This window comes from Bradyrhizobium sp. HKCCYLRH1034 (genome assembly GCF_051168375.1).
GTDB lineage: Bacteria > Pseudomonadota > Alphaproteobacteria > Rhizobiales > Xanthobacteraceae > Bradyrhizobium.
Genome location: NZ_JBNPUW010000007.1, coordinates 400,994 through 422,181, shown reverse-complemented (window position 1 = coordinate 422,181; position 21,188 = coordinate 400,994). Strand labels below are relative to the sequence as shown.

At 64.4% G+C, this 21,188-nt stretch carries 21 protein-coding genes, 2 tRNA genes and 1 pseudogene; 21 read left to right on the top strand and 3 right to left on the bottom strand.

Annotated elements, in window-relative coordinates; all coding sequences use genetic code 11:
* The first annotated feature begins 21 nt into the window (after nucleotides 1–21).
* Nucleotides 22–98: transfer RNA gene (locus ACQR0W_RS19655), tRNA-Val, on the top strand.
* Nucleotides 99–434: 336 nt separating this feature from the next.
* A complete protein-coding gene (locus tag ACQR0W_RS19650; protein ID WP_315827293.1) occupies nucleotides 435–920 on the top strand; it encodes a Crp/Fnr family transcriptional regulator in 486 nt (161 codons plus the stop codon).
* Here the strand turns inward: ACQR0W_RS19650 and ACQR0W_RS19645 are convergent.
* A pseudogene (locus ACQR0W_RS19645) lies at nucleotides 859–1,687 on the bottom strand (metallophosphoesterase family protein). The gene ACQR0W_RS19650 and the pseudogene ACQR0W_RS19645 overlap by 62 nt on opposite strands.
* Before the next feature lie 148 nt (nucleotides 1,688–1,835).
* Between ACQR0W_RS19645 and ACQR0W_RS19640 the strand changes: the two are divergent.
* Nucleotides 1,836–2,447, top strand: coding sequence for a hypothetical protein (locus tag ACQR0W_RS19640; protein WP_316235166.1), 612 nt, complete (start codon nucleotides 1,836–1,838; stop codon nucleotides 2,445–2,447).
* Nucleotides 2,448–2,559: 112 nt separating this feature from the next.
* A complete protein-coding gene (locus ACQR0W_RS19635) occupies nucleotides 2,560–3,417 on the top strand; it encodes a class I SAM-dependent methyltransferase (RefSeq protein ID WP_316235165.1) in 858 nt (285 codons plus the stop codon).
* A 17-nt stretch (nucleotides 3,418–3,434) separates the two neighbouring features.
* On the opposite strand, the gene pepT is transcribed toward ACQR0W_RS19635, so the two are convergent.
* Nucleotides 3,435–4,691, bottom strand: a complete 1,257-nt coding sequence (gene pepT, locus ACQR0W_RS19630; protein WP_315750885.1) for a peptidase T — start codon at nucleotides 4,689–4,691, stop codon at nucleotides 3,435–3,437.
* Between the two features lie 685 nt (nucleotides 4,692–5,376).
* On the opposite strand from pepT, the gene ACQR0W_RS19625 reads away from it, so the two are divergent.
* Nucleotides 5,377–5,453 (top strand) — tRNA-Asp (locus ACQR0W_RS19625).
* A gap of 194 nt (nucleotides 5,454–5,647) precedes the next feature.
* Here ACQR0W_RS19625 and ACQR0W_RS19620 read toward each other — a convergent pair.
* Nucleotides 5,648–5,848, bottom strand: a complete 201-nt coding sequence (locus ACQR0W_RS19620; RefSeq protein ID WP_315711542.1) for a hypothetical protein — start codon at nucleotides 5,846–5,848, stop codon at nucleotides 5,648–5,650.
* Nucleotides 5,849–6,437: 589 nt separating this feature from the next.
* Between ACQR0W_RS19620 and ACQR0W_RS19615 the strand changes: the two genes are divergently transcribed.
* The 16 genes from ACQR0W_RS19615 to ACQR0W_RS19540 all read left to right on the top strand — a co-directional run bounded on the left by ACQR0W_RS19615 (nucleotide 6,438) and on the right by ACQR0W_RS19540 (nucleotide 21,165).
* On the top strand, nucleotides 6,438–6,803 hold the full coding sequence (locus ACQR0W_RS19615; protein WP_008964559.1) for an NADH-quinone oxidoreductase subunit A: 366 nt from the start codon (nucleotides 6,438–6,440) through the stop codon (nucleotides 6,801–6,803).
* Nucleotides 6,800–7,384, top strand: coding sequence for a NuoB/complex I 20 kDa subunit family protein (locus ACQR0W_RS19610; RefSeq protein WP_173424458.1), 585 nt, complete (start codon nucleotides 6,800–6,802; stop codon nucleotides 7,382–7,384). Before ACQR0W_RS19615 ends, ACQR0W_RS19610 begins: the two co-directional genes overlap by 4 nt.
* Before the next feature lie 12 nt (nucleotides 7,385–7,396).
* On the top strand, nucleotides 7,397–8,002 hold the full coding sequence (locus ACQR0W_RS19605) for an NADH-quinone oxidoreductase subunit C (protein ID WP_315750887.1): 606 nt from the start codon (nucleotides 7,397–7,399) through the stop codon (nucleotides 8,000–8,002).
* Between the two features lie 43 nt (nucleotides 8,003–8,045).
* Entirely contained in the window at nucleotides 8,046–8,426 is a 381-nt protein-coding gene (locus ACQR0W_RS19600; protein WP_316170112.1) for a four helix bundle protein, read from the top strand.
* Nucleotides 8,427–8,481: 55 nt separating this feature from the next.
* Nucleotides 8,482–9,678 carry an NADH-quinone oxidoreductase subunit D gene (locus ACQR0W_RS19595; protein ID WP_315711546.1) on the top strand — a complete coding sequence of 399 codons (1,197 nt, stop codon included), beginning with the start codon at nucleotides 8,482–8,484 and terminating at the stop codon, nucleotides 9,676–9,678.
* A complete protein-coding gene (locus ACQR0W_RS19590; RefSeq protein ID WP_315750889.1) occupies nucleotides 9,678–10,637 on the top strand; it encodes an FkbM family methyltransferase in 960 nt (319 codons plus the stop codon). Before ACQR0W_RS19595 ends, ACQR0W_RS19590 begins: the two co-directional genes overlap by 1 nt.
* 14 nt (nucleotides 10,638–10,651) lie before the next feature.
* Nucleotides 10,652–11,263 (top strand): NADH-quinone oxidoreductase subunit NuoE, encoded by a 612-nt coding sequence (gene nuoE, locus ACQR0W_RS19585; protein WP_172109602.1) that lies wholly within the window; start codon nucleotides 10,652–10,654, stop codon nucleotides 11,261–11,263.
* Nucleotides 11,260–11,475: a hypothetical protein gene (locus tag ACQR0W_RS19580; RefSeq protein WP_315711550.1), complete on the top strand. Its 216-nt coding sequence runs from the start codon at nucleotides 11,260–11,262 to the stop codon at nucleotides 11,473–11,475. The genes nuoE and ACQR0W_RS19580 overlap by 4 nt, the downstream gene beginning before the upstream one ends.
* Nucleotides 11,476–11,497: 22 nt before the next feature.
* Nucleotides 11,498–12,823, top strand: a complete 1,326-nt coding sequence (nuoF, locus tag ACQR0W_RS19575) for an NADH-quinone oxidoreductase subunit NuoF (protein ID WP_315750890.1) — start codon at nucleotides 11,498–11,500, stop codon at nucleotides 12,821–12,823.
* Nucleotides 12,824–12,922: 99 nt separating this feature from the next.
* Complete coding sequence (gene nuoG / locus ACQR0W_RS19570; RefSeq protein ID WP_315711555.1) at nucleotides 12,923–14,992, top strand: NADH-quinone oxidoreductase subunit NuoG; 2,070 nt, start codon at nucleotides 12,923–12,925, stop codon at nucleotides 14,990–14,992.
* A 10-nt stretch (nucleotides 14,993–15,002) separates the two neighbouring features.
* Nucleotides 15,003–16,073 carry an NADH-quinone oxidoreductase subunit NuoH gene (gene nuoH / locus ACQR0W_RS19565; protein ID WP_315711556.1) on the top strand — a complete coding sequence of 357 codons (1,071 nt, stop codon included), beginning with the start codon at nucleotides 15,003–15,005 and terminating at the stop codon, nucleotides 16,071–16,073.
* Nucleotides 16,074–16,080: 7 nt separating this feature from the next.
* Entirely contained in the window at nucleotides 16,081–16,569 is a 489-nt protein-coding gene (gene nuoI, locus ACQR0W_RS19560) for an NADH-quinone oxidoreductase subunit NuoI (RefSeq protein WP_006611003.1), read from the top strand.
* 9 nt (nucleotides 16,570–16,578) lie between these two features.
* Complete coding sequence (locus tag ACQR0W_RS19555) at nucleotides 16,579–17,217, top strand: NADH-quinone oxidoreductase subunit J (protein ID WP_015666525.1); 639 nt, start codon at nucleotides 16,579–16,581, stop codon at nucleotides 17,215–17,217.
* Nucleotides 17,214–17,522, top strand: a complete 309-nt coding sequence (nuoK, locus tag ACQR0W_RS19550; RefSeq protein WP_315711558.1) for an NADH-quinone oxidoreductase subunit NuoK — start codon at nucleotides 17,214–17,216, stop codon at nucleotides 17,520–17,522. Before ACQR0W_RS19555 ends, nuoK begins: the two co-directional genes overlap by 4 nt.
* A gap of 65 nt (nucleotides 17,523–17,587) precedes the next feature.
* Entirely contained in the window at nucleotides 17,588–19,660 is a 2,073-nt protein-coding gene (nuoL, locus tag ACQR0W_RS19545; protein WP_316170113.1) for an NADH-quinone oxidoreductase subunit L, read from the top strand.
* Entirely contained in the window at nucleotides 19,657–21,165 is a 1,509-nt protein-coding gene (locus ACQR0W_RS19540; RefSeq protein WP_315711560.1) for an NADH-quinone oxidoreductase subunit M, read from the top strand. The genes nuoL and ACQR0W_RS19540 overlap by 4 nt, the downstream gene beginning before the upstream one ends.
* Nucleotides 21,166–21,188 lie beyond the last annotated feature (23 nt).

The window sequence follows — 21,188 nt, the reverse complement described above, 5'->3', positions numbered from 1 at the left end:
GGGTAAAGAAGCGCGACGTGAGGGCGGCTAGCTCAGCTGGTTAGAGCATCTCGTTTACACCGAGAGGGTCGGGAGTTCGAATCTCTCGCCGCCTACCATTAGCATCCGCTGGGACGCACCCTCGCAATGGTGACGCTGCGATTGTGGTGCGCGTCGATTATCCAAGCTGATGGCGATCCTCTCCAGAAGCGCGTTTGTGCGTCGGGTTTCATCGATCTGCTGCTCTCGTCAAGCTGAGCCACCTTGCCATCGAGCCTCGGCGGCTGAGCCAAACCCACGCCCCGATCACGATGATGGCGCCGCCGAGTGCTCAATTCGGACAAGGGTTCAAAATCCTTTGCGTCAGCTGGTGCGAAGCGCCCGGACGATTTCGCGTGGCGATGAACCGTTCTTCGGCTAGCCTAGCGCGCGGCGTGAACATCGCGGGCGAACCGATGACCGACTTCCTGCGCCACTGCACCGGCGGACATGAGCGCGCCATTCCAGCGGGCACCATGCTGCTCGAGGAGGGGCACAGCACTGGGCATCTCTACATCCTGCTCGACGGAGAGCTGGAGGTGATCAAGGCCGGCGCCACGGTGGCGGTCGTGTCGGAGCCGGGCGCGCTGTTCGGTGAAATGTCGCTGCTGCTTGAGCAGCCGCACACGGCGACCGTGCGGGCGCTCGTCGATTGCCGGATCTACGAGATCCCGGATGCGCCACGCTTCCTCAGTGGAAATCCCGAGGCGACGCTCGCGATTGCGCGCATGCTTGCGCAGCGCCTCAACGTCGCCAACAGCTATCTCGCCGACCTGAAGCGGCAATATGCCGGCCATGGCACCCATCTTTCGATGGTCGGCGAGGTGCTGCAGAGCATGATCAACCTGCCGCCGCAGCAGGTTTCGCCAGGAACGGATCTGGCATCCGATCCACGACTCTGAGCCAGTCCGGCGCCGCCGTCACGGGCTGCGCCGGGCGTTGCAGGGGGCCGGCGAGATCGATCCATTCGGCTTGCCCCGCCGCCAACCAGAAGGCGCGGCCTTCGTCGGTGTCGAGCACCATGTAGGTCGGCGGTCGCCCGGGTTGCCGCCCGGTGTTGAAGACCCAAGTCTCACCGACGCGATCGAACCAGGACCCATCCGTGATGAAGGGCGACTTGGTGGACGTGGCCGGAGATCACCATCGCCGGGCGGTGCCGCGCGATGAAGCCTTCGAGCTCGGTGTCGCCGAAGAAGCGCTTGCCGCCCCAGCTCACCGGCGAGTTGGCCGGCGGCGCATGATGCACCCAGATCCAGCGGGCTGTGTCGCGCCTCGCGGCGGCATCGAGCTGGCTTGCGACGGCGGCCTTGACGAGGGGACCGTCCCACCACGGGCAAACCGAGAACAGCGTGTCGCCGATCAGAAGGTCATCGCCGTCGGCTGCGATGCCGAGCTCGCGGACCGTCCTGATCCAGGCCGCGATCTTCTCGCCATCCGGGTTGCGCTCCTCCAGGTCATGATTGCCCGAGCAGATCATGACCCGCGTCTTGGCCGCCAGGAGCGCGAGATATGTCTTCACGACCACGATCTGGGCGCGAATGTCGACGATCGAGGCGAGATCGAGCGCATCGCCGGCGAACACCACCGCATCAAAATGATCGGCAGCCGCCACCAGCCAGTCGAACTGCGGCAGCGAGTAATGAAGATCGGCAACGATGAGAGTGCGCATGTGGCTCCTGACGCGCCTGATCGAAGCAAGAGCGAGACCAGAACCAGGGACACCGGAGGCTGTCCCGCTATTGCATTGCGCTGCTGCGCTCGCCAGCAGGTCCGCGCGCATCTATCGATCCCTCACTCGCGGCGGTATGATGGGGCCGTTGTTCAGCCGCAGCTGCCAATTGCGAGTGTCCATGTCTCGTCGTCCGCGACCGCCAATGACTGTTTCCTTCGTCCGCACCGGCGAACGCCGCTACGCGGTGCGCGCGACGCTCGGCGACGGACACACCCTCGAAATGAGCCCGGCGCCTGGCTTCGATCCCTGGATGCCGCATGATCTGCAACACTTCATCGTCGAAAAGCATCTCGGGATTGACGGCGCCGTATTCGGGCGGCTCGCGGCCGGCGGCACGGCCGGGACCTTTCATTTGGTCCCGCATGCGACCTCGTCCCGCGAGGCCGCGCGGCTGCGTCGCAGGCATGAGACCAGGGACCAGCGCCTGATGCCGGAGCGCAGCGAGGACTATGCCCGCTCCGAGCGCGCTACATATGTGTGCTGGCAGGACTGGCTGCAGCAGGCTGACGATCCGGCGCTGCGGGCGCGCGGGGCCGAGATGGCACCGTCGGCGCGCAGCCTGCTGGACGGGATGTCAGCGGAGGAGCGCGCGGCCTACACGCCGGCGCGGCGCGACGCCATCCGACAGGAGTTCGCGCGTCTGAGCCGACGTTGGAGCGCTCTCGCCATCGGCGAGAGTCTCTCCGAACCGTGGTGAGGACCGGCCCATTTTCTTCCTCAAGCGCATCGCGGCCTCGTGCCTTGACAGGACAGGCGGCTGCATGCGCCATGCCGGCTCTTGCGATGACCTCAATCAGACAGGGCACATCATGCAATTGCCGGCAGGGGACGACCGCAACGCCGACCAGATCGCCTATTGGAACGGGCCCGGCGGCCAGCGCTGGTCCGATCGCCAGGAGGCCCAGGACATCCTGCTCGCGCCGGTGTCGCAGATCCTGATCGAGCGTATCGCCGCGAAGCCGGGTGATCGTATTCTCGACATCGGCTGCGGCTGTGGTGGTTTGTCGATCGCGCTGGCCGGGCAGGTGGCGCCCGGCGGCTCCGTTCTCGGCGTCGACATCTCCGCACCGATGCTCGATCGGGCGCGCGTCGTGGCGCCGGCGGGACTTGCCACCGAGTTCGTGCTGGCCGACGCCACCGTGCATCCGTTCGCGCCGGCGAGCTTCGATCTGCTGGTGTCGCGGTTCGGGGTGATGTTCTTTGCCGATCCGGTGGCGTCGTTCGCCAACATCCGCCGTGCGCTGAAGCCGGGCGGCCGGGTCGTGTTCGCCTGCTGGCGCGAGCCGAAGGCCAATCCCTGGATGATCGCGCCGCTGCAGGCGGTCTATCGTCACGTCCCGAAGCTGCCGGAGATGGCGCCGGAGGATCCCGGCCCGTTCGCCTTCGCATCCGAAGCGAGAGTGGCGCGGATCCTGGGCGAGGCCGGCTTCAGCGACGTCGCGCTGGAGGCGCATGCGCTGTCACTCGACATCGCCCGCGGGCAGGGTCTCGAGGCGGCAGTGGAGTCGGCCTTCGAAATCGGCCCCGCCAGCCGCGCGCTGGAGGGGCATCCCCAGGAGACGCGCGAGGCGGCGCGGCAGTCGGTCCGCGAGCTGCTGACGCAGTATGTACGCGGCGACAGCGTGACGCTCGCCGGCTCGATCTGGCTGGTGACGGCGCGCGTCTGACGCGCGCCGGACGACGCTCAGGATCGCTCTTCCCAGATCATCGCCAGATGGACGATGGTCTGCGCCGCCTTCTCCATGTCCTGGACGCTGACCCATTCGAGACGCGAGTGGAAGGCATGCTCGCCGGCAAAGATGTTGGGGCAGGGCAGGCCCATGAACGACAGCCGTGAACCGTCGGTGCCGCCGCGGATCGATGTCCTGACTGGCGTCAGGCCGGCGCGGCGGATCGCCTCCTCGGCATAGGTCACGATCTCCGGATGCAGATCGATGACCTCCTTCATGTTGCGGTATTGCTGCCGAACCTCCATCCGATAGCTCGAGCGCGGATAGTCCTTCAGGACATCCCTGACGATGTCCTCGAGCAGCGCTTCCTTCTGCCGCAGGCCCTGCTCGCTGAAATCGCGCACGATGAAGTCGAGTCGCGCCTGTTCGAGCGCGCCGGAGATCCCGACCGGATGCAGGAAGCCTTCCTTGCCCTCCGTCGTCTCCGGCGAGCAGCCATCCTTCGGGAGCCGATCGACGATTGCGGACGCGATCTTGATCGCGTGCTCCATCTTGCCCTTGGCAAAGCCGGGATGGGCGCTGACGCCGTTGATGAGGATGGTGGCGCCGTCGGCGGCAAAGGTCTCGTCCTCGATGTTGCCGGCGGTTTCGCCATCCATCGTGTAGCCGAAGTCGGCGCCGAGCTTCTTCAGGTCGACCCGGTCGACGCCGCGGCCGATCTCCTCGTCCGGCGTGAACAGGATCTTGATGGTGCCGTGCTTGATCTGCGGATTGCTGATCAGGAACTGCGCCGCGTCCATGATCTCGGCGATGCCGGCTTTGTTATCGGCCCCGAGCAGGGTGGTGCCGTCGGTGGTGACGATGTCGTTGCCGATCTGGTCCTTCAATGCAGGATGCTCAGCCGCACGGATGATCTGGCTCGGGTCCCCCGGCAGCACGATGTCGCCGCCCTGGTAGTTGCGCACGATCTGCGGCTTCACGTTGGCCCCGGAGCAATCGGGCGACGTGTCCATGTGCGAGCAGAAGCAGATCACCGGCACGGCCTTGTCGGTGGTGGCGGGGATGGTCGCATAGACGTAGCCATGGTCGTCCAGGTGGGCGTCCGAGAGGCCCATTGCCTGCAGCTCGCCTGCGAGCATCCGGCCGAGATTCTTCTGTTTGAGCGTCGAAGGACAGGTCGGCGACGTCGGGTCCGACTGGGTGTCGATCGCGGCGTAGCGGAGCAGGCGCTCGGTGACGGAGTGGGTGTAGCTGCGAAGCGGGTCGGACATGGGCACCAAGAGAGAGGGAGAGAGGGAGATGTTACCGGAGGTATCAGTATACTAATATATCAGTTATTGCATGCCAGATACCAGGGGGTGGCAGGTTATCAATGGTTTCCGCTCTGATCAAAGATCGTCCGCCAGCTCCCGTGCGGAATACGGCGGGGTCGCGGGCCGGCGTTGATCAGCACCGCCTCGCCGACAGCAGGATTGCGCACTCCGGCGCGCGCCACCTGCAGGATACCGACTCCGGCGATTCGAAGCTCATCTTCCTCGCACCGGTGGCGGGCGATTCGTGGGCAGCGTCCGCGAGGAATCTCCTCTCACTCGCTTCCTGGTCAGCAAGTGCGCCTCGGCGGGGACCGCGGCCGGAAATTTCAATATGCCCGGTCGGAAGCATGCGCGGTCGGACTTGGCGCCCATTTTGCCATATCCGGCCTGCGACGTCGTCGCGAAGCGACCGCCAGCGCCGCCGCGGGGCGGGGTTGCCGCGGTCCGGAAGGAGAGACGCAGGACAGGTCGATTTGGCCCATCATCGTGCGGCGACTAACGTTGGCTGCCTGGGCCCAGCCAAGGAGATCGGGCGTCCTGCATTGCTCCCCCATCAAGGACTTCGCACAGCTGTCGGTTCATTGTCCTTGACTTCGAAACATCGCCCCTTTAAGTCGCACTCCTCCGCGGATTTCGCGATCACGCGGGAGTAGCTCAGTTGGTTAGAGCGCCGGCCTGTCACGCCGGAGGTCGCGGGTTCGAGCCCCGTCTCTCGCGCCATGTTTTCAATGGCTTAGCTTTTGATGTGATCTGTCCGCTGGCGCAAGCAGCGCTGCCGCGCGATCCCTTCCCGTCTACGACCTGGCGCTCCGCCGGACTGCAAGTGCTCCGTCGCCGATTTTCCGATCGGGCATGAAAAAGGCCACCCGGCGGGTGGCCTGCGATTGCTGTCAGATGGCAGCGGAGCAGTGGCCTCAGCGGACGACCATCGAGTCGCTGGAACTCGTCATGGTCACCGGCTTGCCTGCCTTCACGACGTGCGATGCCGTCTGGCTGTAGTCGACGTTGGCGCGGGTCGCGATGCCGAAAGCGGTCACCGCGATGCCGGCGACCAGGGCAACGACGACGATCTTCAGATGGGTCGATCGGTCTGCGGAATGCAGCGAGTGGTTCATGTCAGCCTCCCGGCGTCTCAGAGCGCCACTTTGTTGCCTGGACATGTACCCCCGCTTTGTTTCGATCCCGTTTCTTCGTTTCCTCAAAATGGTTTCATCGGTTGCAGCCGCCGCGGCGGCAATCGGGAGTATGCGGCCGGGGCTAACAGCGCGCGGCGGTGCCGGTATCGACGGCGGCCGTGGATGATCTTGATCCGGCGGCCCTTCGTGACCATCTCCCGCGGTAACGGAAGCCTATCGGGTGACGGTCCCGTCTCCTCGTTTGGATCTCCCGATCGAGCGCTGATCCGCATCCGTCTCCGACCAGCCAGCCTGCGCACACCGGCGTGCGTCCTCGCGATTGCTGATCGCCTCAGCGTCCTGCGTTGGACCGTGCGGCACCGTAATGCTGCGGGTCTGCAATGCGGCTCCTGCACGCGTCATCCGCGGCGCCGTTGCTCGGTGTGTCCGGGTTTCCGCAATGTGGGGAGGGATGACACCGGCGAGACGGCTTGTCTTGCGCGGCTTGGTGCGCTGCGCTAAGGCTTCGACCAATTCCAATGCAACGAGTCTGCGGTTTGCACCGAAACCGCAGAGGAAAGTGGCGCCGATGACCGGCATCCTTCAGAACTATCTCCCCCTCGTCGTTTTCATAGGTGTCGCAGCCATCATCGGGGTGGTGCTGCTGATCGCGCCGTTCCTGGTCGCCTACCAGCAGCCCGATCCCGAGAAGCTCTCCGCGTACGAGTGCGGCTTCAATGCGTTCGACGACGCCCGCATGAAGTTCGACGTCCGCTTCTATCTGGTTGCCATCCTTTTCATCATCTTCGACCTCGAAGTCGCCTTCCTGTTCCCCTGGGCAGTCGCATTCGGCAAGCTCGGCGCGGCCGGCTTCTGGTCGATGCTGGTGTTCCTGGCCGTGTTGACGGTCGGGTTTGCCTACGAATGGAAGAAAGGCGCGCTTGAATGGGATTGAGCCCGACCACGTCCTCGACCGGGCCGGCGATCGCTCCGGCCCCGAAGGGCATTCTCGATCCCGCGACCGGCAGGCCGATCGGTGCCAACGACCCGTATTTCCTCGAGGTCAGGCACGAACTGTCGGACAAGGGATTCTTCGTTGCCACCGCTGACGATCTCATCACCTGGGCCCGCACCGGCTCGCTGATGTGGATGACGTTCGGCCTGGCCTGCTGCGCCGTCGAGATGATGCAGGTCTCGATGCCGCGCTACGACGTCGAGCGCTTCGGCTTCGCGCCGCGCGCCTCGCCGCGCCAGTCCGACGTGATGATCGTCGCCGGCACGCTGACCAACAAGATGGCGCCGGCGCTGCGCAAGGTCTACGACCAGATGCCGGAGCCGCGCTACGTCATCTCGATGGGGTCGTGCGCCAATGGCGGCGGCTACTATCACTATTCCTATTCGGTGGTCCGCGGCTGCGACCGCATCGTTCCCATTGACATCTACGTGCCCGGCTGTCCGCCGACCGCCGAAGCGCTGCTGTACGGTGTGCTGCTGCTGCAGAAGAAGATCCGGCGCACCGGCACCATCGAACGCTGAAGGTTTTTCGTTATGGACGACGGCAGGCTCGACGCCCTTGGGCAGACGATCGTAAGCGCGCTCCCGGGCGCCGCGATCGGCCATACGGTCGCTTTCAATCAGCTCACGGTGAACGTGGAGTCCGCCCGGATCGTCGAGGTCGTGACACATCTGCGCGACGATCCGGCTCTCCGCTTCGTCAACATCACCGACATCACGGCGGTCGACTATCCTGAGCGCGCCAAACGTTTCGATGTTGTCTATCACTTCCTGTCACCGACGCTGAACGCGCGCATCCGGCTCAAGGCCGAGGCCGACGAGACGACGCAGGTGCCGTCGCTGATCGATGTCTTTCCGGGCGCCGATTGGTTCGAGCGCGAGGCCTACGACCTCTACGGCGTGATCTTCGTCGGCCACCCGGACATGCGCCGCCTGCTGACGGATTACGGCTTCGACGGCCATCCGCTGCGCAAGGACTTCCCGACGACGGGGTTCGTCGAGGTGCGCTACGACGATCAGGAGAAGCGGGTCATCTACGAGCCGGTGCGGCTCAACCAGGAATTCCGCAAGTTCGATTTCCTGTCGCCCTGGGAAGGTGCGGACTATCCGCTGCCCGGCGACGAGAAGGCGACGAAGTGAATTGGGCGAATAGGGAATAGCGAGTAGCGAATAGGGATGATGGTTGACCTCGCAGCCGATAAATTCATATCGCGACCTCCGGGTTTGGCAGGATGCCATGTCCCTTGCGGAGGCGTGTTATCGGCTGACGCGCCAATTTCCTCGCGAGGAGCAGTTCGGACTGACGTCACAGATCAGGCGGTCATCAGGTTCGATTGCCGCCAACATCGCCGAGGGGCACGGGCGAGAGAACACCGGCAGCTTCGTCCAGTCTTTGCGAATCGCGCAAGGCTCACTGAAAGAACTCGAAACACATCTGATCTTGGCGGAGCGTGTTGGCCTTTTGCCGTCGTCGGACCTGAAAGCCTCGCTCACGCAATGCGAGAACTTGGGCAAGATGGTTCGCGCGCTCATCCGGTCGTTACAGGACAAGTCGCCGAAATGACGTTCGCTATTCGCTATTCGCCATTCGCTACTCGCCAGGAAGCGGGAGCTTCAGCATGAACGAGCAGAGCCCGGCCCTCCGCAACTTCACGATCAATTTCGGCCCGCAGCATCCGGCGGCCCATGGCGTTCTGCGTCTGGTGCTGGAGCTGGACGGCGAGGTGGTCGAGCGCGTCGATCCGCATATCGGCCTGCTGCATCGCGGCACCGAGAAGCTGATCGAGACCAAGACCTACATGCAGGCGATGCCCTATTTCGATCGGCTCGACTACGTCGCGCCGATGAATCAGGAGCATGCCTTCTGCCTCGCCGCCGAACGCCTGCTCGGCATCGAGGTTCCGCGCCGCGGCCAGCTGATCCGCGTGCTCTACTCCGAGATCGGACGGCTGCTGTCGCATCTGCTCAACGTCACCACCCAGGCGATGGACGTCGGCGCGCTGACCCCGCCGCTGTGGGGCTTCGAGGAGCGCGAGAAGCTGATGGTGTTCTATGAGCGCGCCTCCGGCTCGCGCATGCACGCCAACTACTTCCGCATCGGTGGCGTCCACCAGGACCTGCCGCCGAAGCTGATCGACGACATCGACGCATTCTGCGATCCGTTCCTGAAGGTGGTCGACGATCTCGACCGGCTTCTCACCGGCAACCGCATCTTCAAGCAGCGTAACGTCGACATCGGCGTCGTGACCCTGAAGCAGGCCTGGGAGTGGGGCTTCTCCGGCGTGATGGTGCGCGGCTCGGGCGCGGCCTGGGACCTGCGCAAGTCGCAGCCCTACGACGTCTATGCCGAGATGGAGTTCGACGTTCCGATCGGCAAGAACGGCGACTGCTACGACCGCTATCTGATCCGCATGGAAGAGATGCGCCAGTCGGTGCGTATCATGAAGCAGTGCATCCAAAAGTTGCGAGCACCCGACGGGCAGGGCCCGGTGATGATCACCGACAACAAGATCGCTCCGCCGCGCCGTGGCGAGATGAAGCGCTCGATGGAAGCGCTGATCCACCACTTCAAACTCTACACCGAAGGCGTGCACGTGCCGGCAGGCGAGATCTATGCGGCCGTCGAGGCGCCGAAGGGCGAGTTCGGCGTCTATCTCGTCGCCGACGGCACCAACAAGCCGTACAAGTGCAAGATCCGCGCTCCGGGCTTCGCGCATCTACAGGCGATGGATTTCATCTGCCGCGGCCATCTGCTCGCCGACGTCTCGGCCATTCTCGGCTCGCTCGACATCGTGTTCGGAGAGGTGGACCGCTGATGGGCCATGCGCCGATCCAGTTCGATCGTGCTTCTGGAGCGCTCGAAGGAGCGAACCTCTGGGAGCGCACGGCTGCATTGGCGCTGTCGACCGGCTCGAAGATTTCCTCGCATTTCTCGCATCGCGGCTACAACCGCTGCGCCAATCTGCTGCGCCTGGCGCTGCCCGAACGCGACATCGCGGTGAAGCTCAACCCGGACGCCGTGTTCGAGTTTCCCTATGGCGACGGCTATTGGAGCAAGCTGCTCAACCGCGACTATCACTATGAGGACGAACTCGAGTTCCTTTTTCTCGGCACTGTCGATGTCGACTACACCTTCATCGACGGCGGGGCCAATTACGGCTACTGGTCGGTGCTGGTGTCGAGCACGCCCTACGGCGCGCACAAGGCGATCGCGATCGAGCCGTCCTCGGCGAACTTCGCCAAGCTCGCGAACAATGCGCAGATCAACGGCGGCCGCTTCGAAGTGATGAAGTGCGCCATCGGCGAACGCCGCGGCGTCGCGCATCTCACCGGTACCAAGCACGAGGCCTTCAGTATCGCTGGCGACAGCGCTGGCGGTGAGCAGGTGCCGGTGATGGCGCTCGACGATCTGATCGACGACGGCAAGGTCGCCGCTTCCGGCAAGTACCTGATCAAGCTCGACGTCGAGGGCGTCGAGATCGAGGCGATCAAGGGCGGGGCGCGGCTGCTCGCGACCGACAGCATGATCCTGTGCGAGGAGCACGGCCAGGATCGCAACCATACGGTCTCGCGCTACATCCTCGATCAGACGCCGATGCAACTGATGGTCTACGACCCCGCAAGCGGCCGCCTCGAGACCGTGACGGAGCTGTCGATCCTCGACCGGATCAAGGCGTCCGCCCACGTCGGCTATAACGTGTTCGGAACTGCAAGTGCCTTCTGGCAGAATCGCGTCGCAGCGCTCAATGCAAGTGCCGCGCGCCGCATGCAATGAAAGATTGAAGAGCCATGTCCGTCCGCCGTCTTGCCCCGAAGGAAGTCCAGCCCGCGAGCTTTGCGTTCACGGACGAGAACCTTGCCTTCGCCAAAGCGCAGATCGCGAAATATCCGGAAGGCCGCCAGGCCTCGGCCGTGATCGCGATCCTGTGGCGCGCGCAGGAGCAGAACGAGGGCTGGGTGTCGGAGGCGGCCATCCGCGTCGTCGCCGACATGCTCGGCATGCCCTACATCCGCGTGCTCGAGGTGGCGACCTTCTACACGATGTTCCAGCTGCAGCCGGTCGGCAAGAAGGCGCATGTGCAGGTGTGCGGCACCACGCCGTGCCGTCTGCGCGGCGCCGAAGAACTGATCGAGGTCTGCAAGCATCGCATCCATCACGATCCCTTCCACCTGTCGAAGGACGGCGACTTCAGCTGGGAAGAGGTCGAGTGCCTGGGCGCCTGCGTGAACGCGCCGATGGTGCAGGTCTGGAAGGACACCTATGAGGACCTGACGCCGGAGAGCTTCGGCAAGGTGCTCGACGGCTTCGCGACCGGCAACCTGCCGACGCCGGGTCCGCAGAATGGCCGCCAGTTCTCGGCGCCGGCGGGCGGGCCGACCACGCTGAAGGAGAAGACATGAGCCGCAATCGCACCCGCGTTGCGGCCCTGACCGAAGAGGGCGCCGCAATGAAGAACTGGCGCTACGTGGCACTGCATACGCTCGCAGCCGCCGCTTTCATTTTCGTGCTGCAGCGGTTCGCGCTCAATGCGACGCTGGAGTCCAGTCTGCTGTGGGCCTTGGTGTTCGGCGGCTGCGCCGCCTTCATCGCCACCATGCAGTCGAACCGCTGACACCCGAGGAAGCCGTCTGATCATGCTCGACGACAAGGACCGCATCTTCACCAACCTCTATGGCCTGCATGATTGGGGCCTCGAAGGCGCACGCCGGCGCGGCAGCTGGGATGGCACCAAGGCGCTGATCGAAAAAGGTCGCGACTGGATCATCAACGAGATGAAGGCTTCCGGCCTGCGCGGCCGCGGCGGCGCCGGCTTCCCGACCGGCTTGAAATGGTCGTTCATGCCGAAGGAATCGACCGACGGTCGGCCGAGCTACCTCGTGGTCAACGCCGACGAGTCCGAGCCCGGCACCTGCAAGGATCGCGAGATCATGCGGCACGATCCGCATCATCTCGTCGAGGGCTGCCTGCTGGCCAGCTTCGCGATGAACGCGCATGCCTGCTACATCTATGTGCGCGGCGAGTTCATCCGCGAGCGCGAGCGGCTGCAGGCGGCGATCGATCAGGCCTATGAGGCCAACCTGATCGGCAAGAACAACATCCATGGCTGGCCGTTCGATCTCTATGTCGCGCATGGCGCCGGCGCCTATATCTGCGGCGAGGAGACCGCGCTGCTGGAGAGCCTCGAAGGCAAAAAGGGCCAGCCGCGGCTGAAGCCGCCTTTCCCAGCGAACGTCGGCCTCTATGGCTGCCCGACCACCGTCAACAACGTCGAGTCGATCGCGGTGGCGCCGACCATCCTGCGCCGCGGCGCCGCGTGGTTTGCCGGCATCGGCCGTCCGAACAATGTCGGCACAAAACTGTTCTGCATCTCCGGTCACGTCGAGCGGCCTTGCAACGTCGAAGAGGCGATGGGCATCCCGTTCCGCGAGCTGATCGAGAAGCATTGCGGCGGCATCCGTGGCGGCTGGGACAATCTGAAGGCGGTCATCCCCGGCGGCTCGTCCGTGCGCATGGTGCCGGCCGAGCAGATCATCGATACGCCGATGGATTTCGACAGCCTGTCGAAGCTGCGCTCCGGCCTCGGCACCGCGGCCGTGATCGTGATGGACAAGTCGACCGACCTGATCCGAGCGATCGCGCGCATTTCCTACTTCTACAAGCATGAGAGCTGCGGCCAGTGTACGCCGTGCCGCGAGGGCACCGGCTGGATGTGGCGCGTGCTGACGCGCATGGCCGAGGGCCGGGCGCACAAGCGCGAGATCGACATGCTGCTCGAAGTCACCAAGCAGATCGAGGGCCACACGATCTGCGCGCTGGGCGACGCGGCAGCTTGGCCGATCCAGGGGCTGATCACGCATTTCCGTCACGAGATCGAGGCGCGCATTGACCAGTATTCGCACAAGGCCGATGTCGACGACGTGGGCGTGCGCGATCCCGCGCGCATGGTAGCGGCGGAGTAGGTGATGGCGGCCCGGTTCGCCAGCAACGTTTTCCCCGCGCTCGCGCCCTCACGGTGCGCAGCGGCGCGGTGGTCCGTGGTTTGAGAGAGATGTGAGGCAATGACCAAGATCATCATCGATGGCAAAGAGATCGATGTGCCGCCGGAGTACACGCTGTTGCAGGCGTGCGAGGCGGCGGGCGCCGAGATCCCGCGCTTCTGCTATCATGAGCGGCTGTCGATCGCCGGCAACTGCCGGATGTGCCTCGTCGAGGTGAAGGGCGGACCGAAACCGGTCGCGAGCTGCGCCTGGGGCGTGCGCGACTGCCGGCCGGGCCCGAAGGGCGAGCCGCCGGAGATCTCGACGCGGTCGCCGATGGTCAAGAAGGCGCGCGAAGGCGTGATGGAATTCCTTCTGATCAACCATCCGCTGGACTGCCCGATCTGCGACCAGGGCGGCGAGTGTGACCTGCAGGACCAGGCGATGGGCTATGGTGTGGACACCAGCCGCTTCGCCGAGAACAAGCGCGCCGTCGAGGACAAGTATCTCGGCGCATTGGTCAAGACCTCGATGAACCGCTGCATCCAGTGCACGCGTTGCGTCCGCTTCTCGGCGGAAGTCTGCGGCGTGCCGGAAATGGGCGCGATCGGCCGTGGCGAGGACATGGAGATCACGACGTATCTCGAGCAGGCGCTGAGTTCGGAGCTGCAGGGCAATCTGGTCGACATCTGTCCGGTCGGTGCGCTGACCTCGAAGCCCTACGCTTTCGCCGCACGCCCCTGGGAGCTCGGCAAGACGCAGTCGATCGACGTCATGGATGGCGTGGGCTCGGCGATCCGTGTCGACACCCGCGGCCGCGAGGTGATGCGCATCCTGCCGCGCATCAACGATGCCGTGAACGAGGAGTGGATCTCCGACAAGACCCGCCATGTCGTCGACGGCCTGCGCACGCAGCGGCTCGATCGTCCCTACGTTCGCGAGGATGGCAAGCTGCGCGCCGCCTCCTGGCCGGAGGCGTTCAAGGCGATTGCCACCAAGCTGTCGCGCATCGACGGCAAGCGCATCGGCGCGATCGCCGGCGATCTCGCCGCGGTCGAAGAGATGTTCGCGCTCAAGGATCTGCTCGCCAAGCTCGGCTCGACCAACGTCGCGGTGCAAGGCGGTGACAGCTTCGATGCCAAGCTCGGCCGTGCGTCCTATCTGTTCAATCCGACCATCGCGGGTATCGAGCAGGCCGACGCGATCCTGATCATTGGCGCCAATCCGCGCAAGGAAGCGGCCGTGCTCAACGCCCGCATCCGCAAGCGCTGGCGCTCGGGCCAGCTCAAGGTCGGCGTGGTCGGTCCCAAGGCCGACCTGACCTATGCCTATGAGCACATCGGCGCGGGCACGGACTCGCTGAGCGACGTCGCCGCCGGCAAGCACTCGTTTGCGACCACCTTCCGCAACGCCAAGAACCCGATCGTGCTGGTCGGCGCCGGCGCCGCGGCGCGCCACGATGGCGGCGCGATCCTGTCGCTGGCCGCCAAGATCGCGATGGACGTCAACGCCGTGCGCGACGACTGGAACGGCTTTGCCGTGCTGCACGACACCGCCTCGCGGGTCGGCGCCCTCGACATCGGCTTCAACGGCACCGGCCTCACGGCTGCGCAGATGACGACGTTCGGCACCATGGACGTGATGTTCCTGCTCGGCGCCGACGAGGTCGATGTGCCCGAGGGCGTTTTCGTCGTCTACATCGGTACCCATGGCGACCGCGGTGCCCATCGTGCCGATGTCATCCTGCCGGGGGCTGCCTACACCGAGAAGTCCGGGCTCTACGTCAACACCGAGGGCCGGGTGCAGATGACGGGCCGGGCGTCATTCCCGCCAGGCGAGGCACGCGAGGACTGGGCGATCATCCGGGCGCTGTCCGACGTGCTCGGCAGGAAGCTCGGCTACGACTCGCTGGCCGCGCTGCGCGTTGCGATCATCAAGGCCGTGCCGCATCTTGGCCGCGTCGACCAGATCGAGGCGGGCAAGATCGCCGACATCAAGACCCTGGCTGGCAAGGGCGGCAACCTCGAGAAGGCACCGTTCAAGCCGCTGATCGACGACTTCTATCTCACCAATCCGATCGCGCGCGCATCGGCGGTCATGGCGGAATGTTCCCGTCTGGCTTCCGGGCAGATGCTGACGGCAGCGGAGTGAGCGTGACCTGATGGCTGATTTCTTCGCAAGCTCGTTCTGGACCGGCTTCCTCTGGCCGCTGATCATCATGGTCGCGCAGAGCGTCCTGCTGCTCGTCGTCCTGCTGGTCGCGATCGCCTACATCCTGCTGGCCGACCGGAAGATCTGGGCGGCGGTGCAGATCCGCCGGGGTCCCAACGTGGTCGGGCCCTGGGGCCTGTTCCAGTCGTTCGCAGACCTGCTGAAGTTCGTGCTCAAGGAGCCGATCATTCCGGCCGGCGCCAACAAGGGCGTGTTCCTGCTGGCACCGCTGGTCTCCTGCGTGCTGGCGCTGGCGGCCTGGGCGGTGATTCCGACCAATCTCGGCTGGGCGATCGCCGACATCAATGTCGGCATTCTCTTCATCTTCGCGATCTCGTCACTGTCGATCTACGGCATCATCATGGCCGGCTGGTCGTCGAACTCGAAGTATCCGTTCCTGGCGGCGCTGCGCTCGGCGGCGCAGATGGTGTCCTACGAGGTCTCGATCGGCTTCGTCATCATCACCGTGCTGCTCTGCGCCGGCACCTTGAACCTGTCGGCGGTGGTCGAGGCGCAGCATGCCCGCGGGCTTGCGAGCCTGATCGGCCTGCCGCAGCTGACGATCCTGAACTGGTACGTCTGGCCGCTGTTCCCGATGTTCGTGGTGTTCTACGTCTCGGCGCTGGCCGAGACCAACCGTCCGCCCTTCGATCTCGTCGAGGCGGAATCGGAGCTCGTTGCCGGCTTCATGGTGGAATACGGCTCGACGCCGTATCTGCTGTTCATGCTCGGCGAGTATGTCGCGATCACCACGATGTGCGCGCTGGCGACGATCCTGTTTCTGGGCGGCTGGCTGCCGCCGATCGATCTGCCGCCGTTCAACTGGGTGCCGGGCGTCATCTGGTTCTCGCTCAAGCTGTTCTTCATGTTCTTCCTGATCGCGATGGCGAAAGCGATCGTGCCGCGCTACCGCTACGACCAGTTGATGCGACTGGGCTGGAAAGTGTTCCTGCCGCTGTCGCTGGCCATGGTGGTCATCGTCGCAGGCGTGCTGCACTTCGCCGGCATCGCGCCGAAATGAGGCTGTCATGAACATTTCCGCCACCGCACGGTCGCTGCTGCTGCAGGAGTTCGTCTCCGCATTCTTCCTCGCGATGCGCTACTTCTTCCAGCCGAAGCCGACCCTGAACTATCCGTTCGAGAAGGGCCCGATCTCGCCGCGCTTCCGCGGCGAGCACGCGTTGCGGCGCTATCCCAATGGCGAAGAGCGCTGCATCGCCTGCAAGCTGTGCGAGGCGGTCTGTCCCGCGCAGGCGATCACGATCGAGGCCGGTCCGCGCCGCAACGACGGCACCCGCCGCACGGTGCGCTACGACATCGACATGGTGAAGTGCATCTATTGCGGCCTGTGCCAGGAAGCTTGTCCGGTCGACGCCATCGTCGAAGGACCGAACTTCGAGTTCGCGACCGAGACCCGCGAGGAGCTGTATTATGACAAGGCCAAGCTGCTCGCGAATGGCGACCGCTGGGAGCGCGAGATCTCCAAAGCCATCGCGCTCGACGCGCCGTACCGCTGAGGCCGTCCGATGATCCTTCCTGCGCTCTTCTTCTATCTCTTCGCGGCGGTCTGCGTGGCCTCGGCCGTGATGGTGATCGTCTCGAAGAACCCCGTTCACTCGGTGCTCTATCTGATCCTCGCCTTCGTCAACGCCTCCGGCCTGTTCGTGCTGATGGGCGCCGAATTCCTGGCGATGATCCTCGTGGTCGTCTACGTCGGCGCGGTCGCGGTGCTGTTCCTGTTCGTGATCATGATGCTCGATGTCGACTTCACGGAGCTGCGCGAGGGCTTCCTGCAGTACATGCCGATCGGACTGGTCATCGGCGGCATCTTCCTGTTCGAGCTGCTGCTGACGGTGTCCTACTGGGTCATCAACCCGACGACGCCGAAGGCGATCACCGCGGCGATCCCGACCAACGTCACCAATACCGAGGCGCTCGGCCTCGTGCTCTATACGAAGTACATCCATTACTTCCAGCTCTCCGGCATGATCCTGCTGGTGGCGATGATCGGCGCGATCGTGCTGACGCTGCGCCACAAGGCGAGCGTCAAGCGCCAGGACATCAACGTCCAGAACGCGCGCACGCCGGAGATGGCGATGGCGGTCCGCAAGGTCGCGGTCGGGCAGGGGCTGCAGGACACGGACGCGGCGGAGTGGGTGAAATGACCATCGGATTGGGGCACTATCTCGCCGTCGCGGCCATGCTGTTCACGCTCGGCATCCTCGGCATCTTCCTGAACCGCAAGAACATCATCGTCATCTTGATGTCGGTCGAGCTGATCCTGCTTGCGGTGAACATCAATCTGGTGGCGTTCTCGACATTCCTGGGCGACATCGTCGGGCAGGTGTTCGCGCTGCTGGTTTTGACAGTTGCGGCGGCGGAAGCCGCGATCGGCCTTGCCGTGCTGGTGGTCTACTTCCGCAACCGCGGCTCGATTGCGGTCGAAGACGTCAATATGATGAAGGGCTAAGGGCGCATGATCCGCACAGATGGGGGCCGGCTCGCCGGCAAGGTCATGCGTAAGGGAACGGGCGAATGATCCAGGCCATTGTCTTTCTGCCGCTGCTGGGCGCGATCCTGGCCGGCCTGATCGCGCTGCTCGGCGCGCATGCGCGCCATCCGAGCGGTGATACGGTCGAGCATCATCACGACGACGGTCATCACCACGGCGCCGCCGACGCGCACGCGCATGACGATCACGGCCACGGACACGACGACCATCATGTCGCCGAGCCGCCGGCCTCCGGCACCTGGGCGGCGCAGGTGATCACGACGGCGCTGCTGTTCGTGTCGGCCGGCCTGTCCTGGGCGATGCTGATCAGCGTCGGCTTCATGCACCACGAGGCGGGTGTGAAAGAGCTGTTGCCCTGGATCAATTCCGGCGAGCTGCAGGTGTCCTGGGCGCTGCGTGTCGACACGCTCACGGCGGTGATGCTGGTCGTTGTGACCAGCGTGTCCTCGCTCGTCCACCTCTATTCGATCGGCTATATGGACGAGGATCCGAACCGTCCGCGCTTCTTCGCTTATCTGTCGCTGTTCACCTTCGCGATGCTGATGCTGGTGACCGCGAACAACCTCGTGCAACTGTTCTTCGGCTGGGAGGGCGTCGGTCTGGCGAGCTACCTGCTGATCGGCTTCTGGTTCCAGAAGCCGTCGGCCAACGCTGCCGCCATCAAGGCCTTCGTCGTCAACCGCGTCGGCGATTTCGGCTTCGCGCTCGGCATCTTCGCCGTGTTCCTGCTGGCGAAGTCGACCGACTTCGAGACCATCTTCGCCGCCGCGCCGAGCTTTGCCGGCAAGACGATCAACTTCCTCGGCTGGCATGCCGACGCGCTGACCCTGACCTGCCTGCTGCTGTTCATGGGCGCCATGGGCAAGTCGGCACAGTTCCTGCTGCATACCTGGCTGCCGGACGCGATGGAAGGTCCGACCCCGGTCTCGGCGCTGATCCATGCCGCGACCATGGTCACCGCCGGCGTCTTCATGGTCGCGCGCCTGTCGCCGCTGTTCGAGCTCGCCCCGAACGCCCAGGCCGTCGTGATGTTCTTCGGCGCGACCACGGCGTTCTTCGCTGCGACCGTCGGCCTCGTGCAGAACGACATCAAGCGCATCGTCGCCTACTCGACCTGCTCGCAGCTCGGCTACATGTTCGTGGCGATGGGAGCAGGGGCCTATTCGGTCGGCATGTTCCATCTGTTCACGCATGCCTTCTTCAAGGCGCTGCTGTTCTTGGGCTCTGGCTCGGTGATCTACGCGATGCATCACGAGCAGGACATCCGCAACATGGGCGGCCTGTGGCGCAAGATCCCATACACCTTCGCGGTGATGACGGTCGGCACCCTGGCGCTCACCGGCTTCCCCGGCTTCGCAGGCTTCTTCTCCAAGGATGCGATCATCGAGGCCGCGTACGCCGCGCACAATCCGTTCGCGACCTACGCGTATTTCCTCACCATTGTCGCCGCCGGCCTGACCTCGTTCTATTCCTGGCGCCTGGTGTTCAAGACCTTCTTCGGCACGCCGCACGATCAGCATCATTATGATGCCGCACACGAGAGCCCGATCTGGATGCTCATCCCGATCGGCGTGCTCGCGGCAGGCTCGATTCTGGCCGGCCTCCCGTTCAAGGGCGTGTTCACCGATCCCCATGGCGTCGAGCACTTCTTCGGCGAGTCGATGAAGATGAACCCGCACATTCTCGAAGACATGGAGCACATGCCGGCCTGGCTCGCTCAGCTTCCCTTCGTCATGATGGTGCTGGGATTTGTGGTCTCCTACATCTTCTACGTCAGACGTCCGGACATCCCGGAGGAGCTCGCCGCGCAGCAGCCGCTGCTCTACAAGTTCCTGCTCAACAAGTGGTACTTCGACGAGCTGTATGACGTGATCTTCGTCCGTCCGGCGAAGTGGCTCGGCCGCTTCCTCTGGAAGAAGGGCGACGGCTTCGTCATCGACGGCTTCGGTCCGGACGGTGTCTCGGCGCGGGTGCTCGACATCACGCGCAACGTCGTCAAGATCCAGACCGGGTACCTCTATCATTACGCCTTTGCCATGCTGATCGGCGTCGCCGGCCTGATCACCTGGTTCATGTTCATGGGGGGCCAGCAATGACCACCTGGCCAATTCTCTCCGTCGTCACCTTCCTGCCGATCGTCGGTGCGCTGCTGATCTATCTGGTCCGCGGCGACGACGAGGCGGCTAGGCGCAATGCGCGCTGGATCGCGCTGTGGACCACGCTGATCACGTTCGGGGTGTCGGTGATCCTGGTGCTGCGCTTCGATCCCGCCCAGACCGACTTCCAATTCGTCGAGAAGTCGAACTGGCTGGCGGCCGGCATCAGCTACCACATGGGCGTCGACGGCATCTCGCTGCCGTTCGTGATCCTGACCACCGCCCTGATGCCGTTCTGCATCATCGCGAGCTGGAAGTCGGTGACCAACCGGCTGCGCGAATACATGATGGCGTTCCTGATCCTGGAAACGCTGATGGTCGGCACGTTCTCGGCGCTCGACCTCGTGCTGTTCTATCTGTTCTTCGAGGGCGGCTTGATCCCGATGTTCCTGATCATCGGCGTCTGGGGCGGTCCGCGCCGGGTCTACGCCTCGTTCAAGTTCTTCCTCTACACGCTGCTCGGCTCGGTGCTGATGCTGCTCGCCATCATGGCGCTGTACTGGAACGCCGGCACGACCGACATTCCGACCTTGATGCATACGGCGGTGCCGCGGTCCTTGCAGACCTGGGCGTGGCTGGCGTTCTTCGCCTCCTTTGCGGTGAAGATGCCGATGTGGCCGGTGCACACCTGGCTGCCGGACGCGCACGTCGAGGCGCCGACCGCGGGCTCGGTGATCCTGGCCGCGATCCTCTTGAAGATGGGTGGCTACGGCTTCCTGCGCTTCTCGCTGCCGATGTTCCCGCTGGCCTCGCACGACTTCGCGCCGCTGGTGTTCACGCTCTCGGCGATCGCGATCATCTACACCTCGCTGGTCGCGCTGATGCAGGAGGACATCAAGAAGCTGATCGCCTACTCATCGGTGGCGCATATGGGCTTCGTCACCATGGGCATCTTCGCGGGCACCATGCAGGGTGTCGCCGGAGGCGTGTTCCAGATGATTTCGCACGGTATCGTCTCGGGCGCGCTGTTCCTTTGCGTCGGCGTGGTCTATGACCGCATGCATACCCGCGAGATCGCGGCCTACGGCGGCCTCGTGAACCGGATGCCGGTCTACGCGCTGGTGTTCATGGTGTTCACGATGGCCAATGTCGGCCTGCCCGGCACGTCCGGCTTCGTCGGCGAGTTCATGACCCTGCTCGGCACTTTCAAGGTGTCGATCCCGACCGCGTTCTTCGCGACATCAGGCGTCATCCTCTCGGCGGCCTACGCGTTGTGGCTTTACCGCAAGGTGGTGTTCGGTGCGCTGACCAAGCCGTCGCTCGCCAGCATCAAAGATCTCACCCTGCGTGAGGGCGTGATCCTGTTTCCGCTGGTGGCGCTGACCATCCTGTTCGGCGTTTATCCGAAGCCGATCCTCGACATGTCGGCGGCGTCGGTGCAGCAGCTCGTCAACAACTACAATACCGCCGTGACGGCCGTGAAGGCCGCCGCGCTGCTCCAATGATGAGACCTTGAGGGGTCGGGACA

Excerpts from the sequence above, each read along its gene's own strand:
- ACQR0W_RS19635 (WP_316235165.1), top strand. The coding sequence starts at position 2,560 with ATGCAATTGCCGGCAGGGGACGACCGCAACGCCGACCAGATCGCCTAT.
- nuoI (WP_006611003.1), top strand. The coding sequence starts at position 16,081 with ATGAACATTTCCGCCACCGCACGGTCGCTGCTGCTGCAGGAGTTCGTC.
- nuoK (WP_315711558.1), top strand. The coding sequence starts at position 17,214 with ATGACCATCGGATTGGGGCACTATCTCGCCGTCGCGGCCATGCTGTTC.
- ACQR0W_RS19540 (WP_315711560.1), top strand. The coding sequence starts at position 19,657 with ATGACCACCTGGCCAATTCTCTCCGTCGTCACCTTCCTGCCGATCGTC.
- ACQR0W_RS19595 (WP_315711546.1), top strand. The coding sequence starts at position 8,482 with ATGAACGAGCAGAGCCCGGCCCTCCGCAACTTCACGATCAATTTCGGC.
- ACQR0W_RS19605 (WP_315750887.1), top strand. The coding sequence starts at position 7,397 with ATGGACGACGGCAGGCTCGACGCCCTTGGGCAGACGATCGTAAGCGCG.
- nuoL (WP_316170113.1), top strand. The coding sequence starts at position 17,588 with ATGATCCAGGCCATTGTCTTTCTGCCGCTGCTGGGCGCGATCCTGGCC.
- ACQR0W_RS19580 (WP_315711550.1), top strand. The coding sequence starts at position 11,260 with ATGAGCCGCAATCGCACCCGCGTTGCGGCCCTGACCGAAGAGGGCGCC.
- ACQR0W_RS19555 (WP_015666525.1), top strand. The coding sequence starts at position 16,579 with ATGATCCTTCCTGCGCTCTTCTTCTATCTCTTCGCGGCGGTCTGCGTG.
- nuoG (WP_315711555.1), top strand. The coding sequence starts at position 12,923 with ATGACCAAGATCATCATCGATGGCAAAGAGATCGATGTGCCGCCGGAG.
- nuoH (WP_315711556.1), top strand. The coding sequence starts at position 15,003 with ATGGCTGATTTCTTCGCAAGCTCGTTCTGGACCGGCTTCCTCTGGCCG.
- ACQR0W_RS19620 (WP_315711542.1), bottom strand. The coding sequence starts at position 5,848 with ATGAACCACTCGCTGCATTCCGCAGACCGATCGACCCATCTGAAGATC.
- ACQR0W_RS19615 (WP_008964559.1), top strand. The coding sequence starts at position 6,438 with ATGACCGGCATCCTTCAGAACTATCTCCCCCTCGTCGTTTTCATAGGT.
- nuoE (WP_172109602.1), top strand. The coding sequence starts at position 10,652 with ATGTCCGTCCGCCGTCTTGCCCCGAAGGAAGTCCAGCCCGCGAGCTTT.
- pepT (WP_315750885.1), bottom strand. The coding sequence starts at position 4,691 with ATGTCCGACCCGCTTCGCAGCTACACCCACTCCGTCACCGAGCGCCTG.
- ACQR0W_RS19650 (WP_315827293.1), top strand. The coding sequence starts at position 435 with ATGACCGACTTCCTGCGCCACTGCACCGGCGGACATGAGCGCGCCATT.
- nuoF (WP_315750890.1), top strand. The coding sequence starts at position 11,498 with ATGCTCGACGACAAGGACCGCATCTTCACCAACCTCTATGGCCTGCAT.
- ACQR0W_RS19590 (WP_315750889.1), top strand. The coding sequence starts at position 9,678 with ATGGGCCATGCGCCGATCCAGTTCGATCGTGCTTCTGGAGCGCTCGAA.